Genomic DNA, 8,250 nt, shown 5'->3' with positions numbered 1-8,250 from the left:
CAGGACGGAGCGCCGGACGGTGCCCGTCCGCGGGCGACGCGCGGCGGCCGGTCCCCGGCCGCCGGACGGGTCCGCACGGCGGCGGCGCCGGTGCGCGCCCCCGTCGTTCCACCGCCCCCGCGCCCACCGGTGACCGGCCCGCCCGCCGGGTTCACAGCGCGGCGGTGAACTCCCTGGCCCGCTCGGTGATCTGCCGCCAGTCACCGGCGGCGACCGCCGCGGGCGGGACCACGTCGGAGCCCGCGCACACGGCCAGGGCTCCCGCGGCCAGGAAGGCGGCGGCGTTGGCCGCGTTGACACCGCCCGAGGCGACCAGGGAGGTGCCGGGGAACGGGCCGGCCAGGTCCCGGAAGTGACGCGGGCCCAGGCTGTGCGCGGGAAAGATCTTCACGGCGGCGGCCCCGAGATCGAGGGCCTGCCCGACCTCGGTGGGGGTGAGGGCGCCCATGACGACCGGGACACCGGCGGCGGCCGCGGCCCCGGCCACGGCCGGCCGGACCCCGGGGGTGACCAGGTAGCGGGCGCCCGCCTCGATCGCCTGCTCCGCCTGGGCGGCGGTGAGGACCGTACCGGCTCCCAGCCCCGCGCCGAGGCCGGCCGCGGCGGACGCGCGGCGCAGGTGGCCGGCGAGGCCGGGGGTGGTGTACGTGAACTCGACCCAGCGGATACCGCCTTCGCGCAGGGCCGCGCACAGGGCTGCGGCGTCGGGGATGCGCGGGGCGCGGACGACGGCGATGACGCGGTCGGCGGCGAGCGGGGCGAGCGGGTCAGGGGTGGTCATCGTCGGTGCTCCAGGCGGCGTCGTCGAGGGTGAGCCACGGGTCGAGTCGGTCGCGTGGCGGGAGAGTGGGCAGATCGTGGCGGGTGCGCAGGGCGGCCGCGGCGGCGAGGTGGCCCAGCCGCAGCCGGGCCACGGGGTCGCGGTCCTCCAGCAGGGCGGCGAGGTAACCGGCGGCGAAGGCGTCGCCCGCGCCGACCGGTTCGACCACGGACAGCCGCCGAGCGGGGACGAAGGCGGCGCCGTCCCGGGTGCTGTAGGAGGTGGCCCCGATGTGGGCGTCCTTGATGACGATGAGCGGCGCCGGGGCGATCAGGTCCCGGATCTCCTCGGGTTCCGCGGTGCCCCACAGGGCCTCGGCCTCGTCCCGGCCGGTGAAGACCAGGTCGGCGGCGCGGGCGAGCGCGAGCAGGGTGGGGGCGGCCGACCGGGGCTGTCCGCGCCACAGCGCCGGGCGGTGGTTGACGTCGAAGGAGAGCAGCGGCCCCGGTGCGGCGCGCCGGATCAGCAAGGCGTCCAGCAGTTCCGCGCAACTGTCGGAGAGCGCGGCGGTGATGCCCGTGACATGCAGGACGCGCGCCTCGCGCAGCAGGGGGAGGCCGGCGAGCCCCGGACCCATCCGGGCGGCCGCGGAGTCCCGCCGGTAGTAGTGGGGGCGGGTGCCGTGCGGGCCGGGGTCCTTGGCGTACAGCCCGGTGGGCCGGTCGGGGTCGAGCGTCACCGCGCCGGTGTCCACGCCGCGCGCGCCGAGTTCGCGCAGGATCCGGGCACCGAACGGGTCGCGGCCGACCCGGCCGGCCCAGGCCGCGCGGTGGCCCAGGGCGGCCACCGTGCAGGCGACGTTGGACTCGGCTCCGCCGATGCCCAGGGCGAGGCCGTCCGCGTCGGCGAGGGGCCGGCCGTCGGCCGGGGTGAGGACGGCCATGGTCTCGCCGACGCAGACGACGTCGGGGGCCGGGTGGCCGCTCACCGGGGTTCCGCCAGCCGGAGCATGACCTTGCCGCTGCCGGTGGCCGGGTCGGCGGCTACCGCGAGGGCCGTGGGCGCCTCGTCGATGCCGAAGCGGTGGCTGATGACCGGGGAGACGTCCAGGCCGTCCCGGAGGGCGGCCAGCGCGTCGTCGATCTCCCCGGCGAAGCGGTAGGAGCCGCGCCAGTCGATCTCCCGGGTGACCAGGTCACCGAGCGCGGCGGGGGCGGGGGCGCCGGGCAGGTTGCCGACCTGGACGAGGGTGCCGCCCCGGGCGGTGGACCGCAGCACGGGACCGAGCGCGGCAGGCGCCCCGGACGCCTCGAACACGATCTCGACATCCTCGGGCAGGGCCGCGCCGTCCGACAGATCGCGGGTGTCGGTGGCGCCCATGGCCCGGGCGACGGCGAGCGAGGCGGCCGACAGATCGGCGGCGACGACGGCCGCCGCGCCCCGGTGCAGCGCCGCGGCGACGATGAGGGCGCCGATGGGTCCCGCGCCGTTCACCAGGACGGTGCGTCCGCGCGGGTCGGGGGCCCGGTGGACGGCGTGCAGGGCCACGGCGAGCGGTTCGGCCAGGGCGCCGTGCTCGGTGCCGACCCCCGGCGGCAGCGGGCGGACCTGCTCGGCGAGGACCGTACGGTACTGGCTGAATCCGCCGTCGGTGTGCGGGTTGAAGGCGGCGGAGCCGAAGTAACGCACCCGCGAGTGGAGGTTGCCGCGACCGGCGAGCCGGGCGGGGAGCACCGAGTCGGCGGTGGGCAGTGCCGGGTGGACGGTGACCGGCTGGCCTTCCGTCAGCCCGGTGACGGAGGGGCCGAGGGCCGCGACGCGTCCCGCGACCTCGTGGCCGAGGACCATGGGCCGCTTGAGGGTGGCGGTCCCGGACGCGCCGTGCTTCCAGTAGGAGAGGTCGGAGCCGCAGATGCCGCCCCACTCCAGGGCGAGCAGCACCTCGCCCGGGCCCGGCGGGGCGGGCCGGGGACGCTCGTCGACGCGTACGTCCCCGGGCCCGTGCACAACGACCGCTTTCATGCCGCGTCCTCCAGCCGGACCAGGTCGCGGCCCCGGGTCTCGGGCGCCGCGACGGCGGAGACGAGGGTGATGGCCGAGTAGACGACGAGCATGGCGGCGATGGGCCACCAGCTGCCGGTGGCGGCGGTGAGGGAGGCGGCGAGCACCGGTCCGATGGCGGTGGCGAGCACTCCGCCGATCTCCTTGGCGACGGCGAGCTGGGTGAACCGGGTGCGGGAGCCGAAGAGTTCGGCCATGGTGACGCTCTCCAGGGAGAACAGGCCGAGGACACCGATGTTCAGGGCCAGGACCATGCCGAGCATCAGCGCGGTGTGGGAGCCGTGCGCGACCATCAGCATCAGGGGGAAGGCCAGCAGCATGGTGGCGGTGGTGAGGGCGATGTACATCGGGCGGCGGCCGAAGCGGTCGCCGAGGACACCGACGAGCGGGACGGTGGCGAAGCCCAGCAGCGAGCCGTAGAGGATGGCGTCGGTGGGGACGGCACGGTCGACGGCCAGCGTGGTGGCGATGTAGCCGACGAGGAAGGTCTGCACCAGGCCGGAGTTGCCCGCCTGGCCGAAGCGCAGGCCGAGCGCGAGGAAGAACGCCTTGCCCTTGCGCTGGCGCAGCCCGGCCTCCAGGGCGCCGGCCTTGCGGTCCTCCTGCGCGGTGGTGGCGGCGTGCTCCAGTTCGTCGCGGGAGAGGGCGACACCGTCGACGACGTCGGGCCGCTCCTCGAAGACCGGGCTCTCCTTGAGGTTGCGGCGCAACCAGACGGCGAACAGCAGCAGCAGGAAGCTGAGCAGGAAGGGCAGGCGCCAGCCCCAGGCGAGCAGTTGCTCCTCGCTCAGCACGGCGAGCAGGATGGCCCACAGTCCGGAGGCCGCCAGGGTGCCGGAGTTGGTGCCGAGGGAGACGAGCGAGGCGACCAGGCCGCGGCGGCGCGGTGGGGCGTACTCGGCGAGCATGACGGTGGCTCCGGCGATCTCCGCGCCGGCGCCGAAGCCCTGGATCAGCCGGAGGGCGACCAGGAGCACCGGGGCCATGATGCCGATCGTGGCGTAGGTGGGCAGGGCGCCGATCAAGGTGGTGGAGACGCCCATCATCACGATGGTGATGACGAGGACTTTCTTGCGGCCGATCCGGTCTCCCATGCGGCCGAAGTAGACGGCGCCGGCGAGCCGGGCGACGTAGCCGACGCCGTAGGTGGCCATGGCGGCGATGAGGCCGATGGCGGGGCTGACGTCGGGGAAGAAGATCTTGTTGAAGACGATGGCCGCGGCCAGGGAGTAGAGCTGGAAGTCCATGAACTCCATGGCGGTGCCGAGCCATCCGGAAACGGCGGCTCTGGTGAGGTCGCGGGTGCTTCTGTGCACGGCGCCGGTGGGCTCCGTGGGTGCGCTGGTCGTCATCGGGGAACTCCGTTGTTCTTGCGGTGCGCCGGGGAGGAAGGGGGACGGGTCAGATCTCGACGCGGCCGGCCCGCAGGGCGGGCAGCCGGGCGGCGACGGCGGCGGTCAGGGCGGGGTCGCCGGCCAGGTCGGGGGCGCCGAGGGCGTCGAGCAGGGCGCGGACAGTAGCGGTGGGGTCGTCCGGCCGGTGGCAGGCGGCGAGGGTGGTGGCCGCCGGGTCGGTGGTGGGGGAGCCGGGCCGGGTGGCGTGCGCCCAGCCGGCGAGAGCGAGTTCGAGGACGGGGGTGGCGTGGCCCGCGGCGCGCAGGTCGCGCAGGGCCGGGAGCCAGCGTTCGGGGATCTTCAGTGATCCGTCGGAGCCGATCTGGCTGAGCCGGTGCCCCATGGCCGGGTTGCGGAAGCGGGTCACCAGGGATGCGGCGTACCCGGTGGGGTCGGGGCCGCCGGGGGGCAGGGTGGGGGCGACTTCGGCGCACAGGGCGCGCACCAGGGGTTCGCCCCAGTCGGTGGCGAGGGCGCCGTCGACGGTGGTGGCACCGGCCGCCGTGCCGAGGTAGGCGAGGGCGGAGTGCGCGCCGTTGAGCAGGCGCAGCTTGGTGAGCTGGTACGGGGACGGATCGGGGACGAACAGCGCGCCGTCGAGTTCCCAGGGCGGGCGGGGGGCGGTGAAGCTGTCCTGGAGAACCCACTGCCGGTAGGGCTCGGCGGTCACCGGCAGGGCGTCGGTGAGGCCGAGTGCGGTGGCGGCGTGTTCGCGGTCGGCGGGGGCGGGGGCCGGCACGATCCGGTCGACGACGGTGACGGGGAAGGCGACGGCGGTGGCCATCCGGTCCAGGACGGTGTGCCGGTCGGGCCAGTCGGCGGCCTCGGTGAAGGCGCGGACGACGGCCGCGAGGACGGTCCCGTTGCCGGCCACGTTGTCGCAGGAGACCACGGTGAGGGGGGCGGCGGACGTCCGCATCCGGGCGGCGATCCCGGCGGCCAGCCGGCCGATGACGGTGCGCAGCCGGGCCGGGTCGCCGGAGGCCGCGAGGTCGGCGGCGACGGCGGGCGCCGTGGTGTCCAGCGTTCCGGCGCGGGCGTGGTAGCCCTTCTCGGTGATGGTGAGGGTCACGACGGTGACCTCGGGGTCCGCGAGGAGCGCGTCGACGCGGTCCGCGTCCGGTCCCATGGCCAGGGCGCCGGTGAGGGAGGCGATGACCCGGGTGCGCGGGCCGTCGGGGTGCTGTGCGGTCACCGAGTAGAGGCCGTCCTGGGCACGCAGGGTCCGCACCACCTCCAGGGAGCTGGGGGCGACGGCGGTGATGCCCCAGGGTTCGCCGGAGCGGGCGGCGGCGTGTTCGGTGTAGACGGCCTGGTGGGCGCGGTGGAAGGCGCCGATGCCGAAGTGCACGACGCGGGTGCGCCCGGGGGCGCCCGGGTCGATGACCGGGCGCAGGGGTGGCGGGAGCCGGTGCGCGGTGGCGCGGCTGAGCGGGGGGCGGGCGGTCGTGTTCACCAGTCGTGCACCGAGCCGTCGAGGCGGCGCGCGACGGGGAGGTAGCGCGCCTGGTAGGGGAAGCGTTCGGCGGCCGCCTCGTCGTACTCGACGCCCAGGCCGGGTTCCTCGGAGGGGTGCAGCATGCCGTCGGCGAAGGTGACGCCGCCGTGGAAGACCTCGGCCGCCTCGTCGGGGTGGCCCATGTACTCCTGGATGCCGAAGTTGGGGACGGCGAGGTCGAGGTGGACGTTGGCGGCGAGGCTGACCGGGGACAGGTCGGTGGCGCCGTGCGAGCCGGTGCGTACCTGGTAGAGGGCGGCGAGGTCGAAGATGCGGCGCAGGTGGGTGATGCCGCCGGCGTGGACGACGGTGGTGCGCACGTAGTCGATGAGCTGTTCGGTGATCAGCTGCTGGACGTCCCAGATGGAGGTGAGTACCTCACCGACGGCGACGGGGGTGGTGGTGTGCTGCCGGATGAGGCGGAAGGCCTCCTGGTTCTCGGCGGGGGTGGGGTCCTCCATCCAGAACAGCTGGACGTCCTCGACGCGTTTGCCGAACCGGGCGGCCTCGATGGGGGTGAGGCGGTGGTGGACGTCGTGCAGCAGGTGGAAGCCGAAGCCGAACCGGTCGCGGACGGCTTCCAGGTAGCCGGGGGCGAAGTTGAGGTAGGCCTGGGTGTCCCAGGGCTGCTCGTCGGGGAGGGCGGTGGCGGCCGGCTCGTACACCTTGCCCTTGCGGACGCCGTAGGTGCCGCCGATGTCGGGGACGGCCGCCTGGGCGCGGACGGCGCGGTAGCCGAGGGAGAGGAAGCGTTCGACGTCGTCGAGGAGGGAGGGCACGTCGGTGCCGCTGGCGTGCGCGTAGACGAGGACGCCGTCGCGGGAGCGGCCGCCGAGGAGCTGGTAGACGGGCAGTCCGGCGGTCTTGCCCTTGATGTCCCACAGGGCGGTGTCGACGGCGGAGATGGCGGTCATGGTGACGGGGCCGCGCCGCCAGTAGGCGCCCTTGTAGAGGTACTGCCAGATGTCCTCGATGCGGGCCGGGTCCTTGCCGATCAGCAAGGGGACGAGGTGGTCGCGGAGATAGGCCGCGACGGCGAGCTCGCGGCCGTTGAGGGTGGCGTCGCCCAGGCCGGTCACCCCGTCCGAGGTGGTGATGCGCAGGGTCACAAAGGTGCGTCCCGGGGAGGCGACGAACACCTCGGCGCGCTCGATCGTGCTCACGGCAGCCCTTCTGGTCGGGTTCCCGGCGGGAACCTGTCGTACAGCGCTTGTATACAAGCACCTGTCGCGCAGAACGGCAATACTTGGCCCGGAGGTGTTTTCCAGCAGGTCACCGACGCCGACGGGCCGCCCGCCACACCGCTACGATGGGGCGCATGCCTCACTCGGACCGGCGGCGTACCTCGCGGCGCACCATCTACACGACGCTGCGCCAGATGGTCCTCACCCTGGAGCTGCCCCCGGGAGCCGCGCTCTCGGAGAACGAACTGGCCGCCTCGCTCGGAGTGAGCCGCACCCCGGTCCGGGAGTCGCTGATCATGCTGGCCCAGGAAGGCCTGGTCCAGGTCTTCCCCAAGATCGGTTCGTTCGTCGCCCGGGTGGACCCGGCCCAGGTCGCCGACGCCCAGTTCCTGCGCGAAGCGGTGGAGCTGGCCTCCCTGGAGGACCTGCCGGAGGAGCTGGAGGAGGACCTGGTCGCCGAGTTGCGCGGCAATCTGGAGCGGCAGCAGCGGCCCGGGATCGGCCTGGAGGAGTTCTTCGCCCTGGACGAGGCCTTCCACCAGGGCCTGCTGCGGCTGAGCGGCCACGCCGCCGCCTGGACCACGGTGGCCGCGGCCAAGGGCCACCTCGACCGGGCCCGGCGGCTCGGCCTCTACGAGAACGCCACCTCCGCCGGGTTCGCCGCCCAGCACGCGGAGATCCTGGACGCCGTCCTGGGCGGCGACGTGGCCTCGGCCCGTACCGCCATGCGCGCCCATCTGCGCGCGGTCTTCCGCGACATCGAGCGCATCCGCGCCCACTCCCCCGCCCTCTTCGCCACCGACCCCTCCGCCGTCCCGGTCCGGCGCAGCGTGGTGGTCTGGGAGTAGCACCGGCCGGGAGCGCGGCGGTTCCCCGGCGAGCCCCCGGGTGCGGGCGCTCCGTCCGCACCGGGCCGCGCGCCCGACCGGCGCCGTCCCCGGCCCACCCCCTAGACTCCGCCGGGTGACGCTCAGTTACCCCACCCCGGGGATGACCGCGCCGGACGGTCCGCCCCCGCCGGACGGCTTCCGCACCCTGGAGGTCCGCGTCGCGCTCGGCCGCGGCCCCGCCGTCCTGGCCGCCGCCGCCGAGACGGTGCTGGGCTGGGGCGCGCACCGGGGCGCCGGCCTCACCGTCCGCGCCACCGCGCCCCGCGCGGCGCCCGGCGTACGGGTGACGGTCGGTCTGGGCCCGCTGCGCGCCCCGTGCGAGGTGGTGTGGACCGTGCGGGAACCGGGCCGGGCGGGCTTCGGCTACGGCACCGTGGCGGGGCACCCCGAGTGCGGCGAGGAGGCGTTCCTGGTGGAGCGCGCCGCCGACGGCACCGTCACCTTCACCGTCCGGGCCGTCAGC

The 8,250-nt window shown here is 75.2% G+C and carries 8 protein-coding genes; 2 read left to right on the top strand and 6 right to left on the bottom strand.

Features of this window, described 5'->3' with window-relative positions; all coding sequences use genetic code 11:
• Positions 1-151: 151 nt before the first annotated feature.
• Genes ACFV5N_RS21040 through manD form a run of 6 tightly spaced genes read right to left on the bottom strand, consistent with a single transcriptional unit; the run spans position 152 to position 6,876 of the window.
• Entirely contained in the window at positions 152-781 is a 630-nt protein-coding gene (locus ACFV5N_RS21040; protein WP_385602012.1) for a bifunctional 4-hydroxy-2-oxoglutarate aldolase/2-dehydro-3-deoxy-phosphogluconate aldolase, read from the bottom strand.
• A complete protein-coding gene (locus ACFV5N_RS21035) occupies positions 768-1,748 on the bottom strand; it encodes a sugar kinase (protein WP_385602010.1) in 981 nt (326 codons plus the stop codon). Before ACFV5N_RS21035 ends, ACFV5N_RS21040 begins: the two co-directional genes overlap by 14 nt.
• Entirely contained in the window at positions 1,745-2,782 is a 1,038-nt protein-coding gene (locus ACFV5N_RS21030; RefSeq protein WP_385602007.1) for an L-idonate 5-dehydrogenase, read from the bottom strand. The genes ACFV5N_RS21035 and ACFV5N_RS21030 overlap by 4 nt, the downstream gene beginning before the upstream one ends.
• A complete protein-coding gene (locus ACFV5N_RS21025; RefSeq protein ID WP_385602004.1) occupies positions 2,779-4,173 on the bottom strand; it encodes an MFS transporter in 1,395 nt (464 codons plus the stop codon). The genes ACFV5N_RS21030 and ACFV5N_RS21025 overlap by 4 nt, the downstream gene beginning before the upstream one ends.
• Before the next feature lie 49 nt (positions 4,174-4,222).
• A complete protein-coding gene (locus ACFV5N_RS21020) occupies positions 4,223-5,671 on the bottom strand; it encodes a mannitol dehydrogenase family protein (RefSeq protein WP_385602001.1) in 1,449 nt (482 codons plus the stop codon).
• Positions 5,668-6,876: a D-mannonate dehydratase ManD gene (gene manD, locus ACFV5N_RS21015; protein WP_385601999.1), complete on the bottom strand. Its 1,209-nt coding sequence runs from the start codon at positions 6,874-6,876 to the stop codon at positions 5,668-5,670. Before manD ends, ACFV5N_RS21020 begins: the two co-directional genes overlap by 4 nt.
• A gap of 155 nt (positions 6,877-7,031) precedes the next feature.
• Here manD and ACFV5N_RS21010 point away from each other — a divergent pair, with 155 nt between their 5' ends.
• Both ACFV5N_RS21010 and ACFV5N_RS21005 read left to right on the top strand, forming a co-directional pair.
• The gene (locus ACFV5N_RS21010; RefSeq protein WP_385601996.1) at positions 7,032-7,745 is read left to right on the top strand and encodes a GntR family transcriptional regulator; all 714 of its coding nucleotides are present in this window, start codon (positions 7,032-7,034) and stop codon (positions 7,743-7,745) included.
• Between the two features lie 115 nt (positions 7,746-7,860).
• On the top strand, positions 7,861-8,250 hold a 390-nt coding region (locus tag ACFV5N_RS21005), incomplete at its 3' end, for a DUF1990 family protein (protein ID WP_385601994.1).

This window comes from Streptomyces sp. NPDC059853 (assembly GCF_042731495.1).
GTDB lineage: Bacteria > Actinomycetota > Actinomycetes > Streptomycetales > Streptomycetaceae > Streptomyces.
This window is presented reverse-complemented; position numbering and strand designations above follow the sequence as displayed.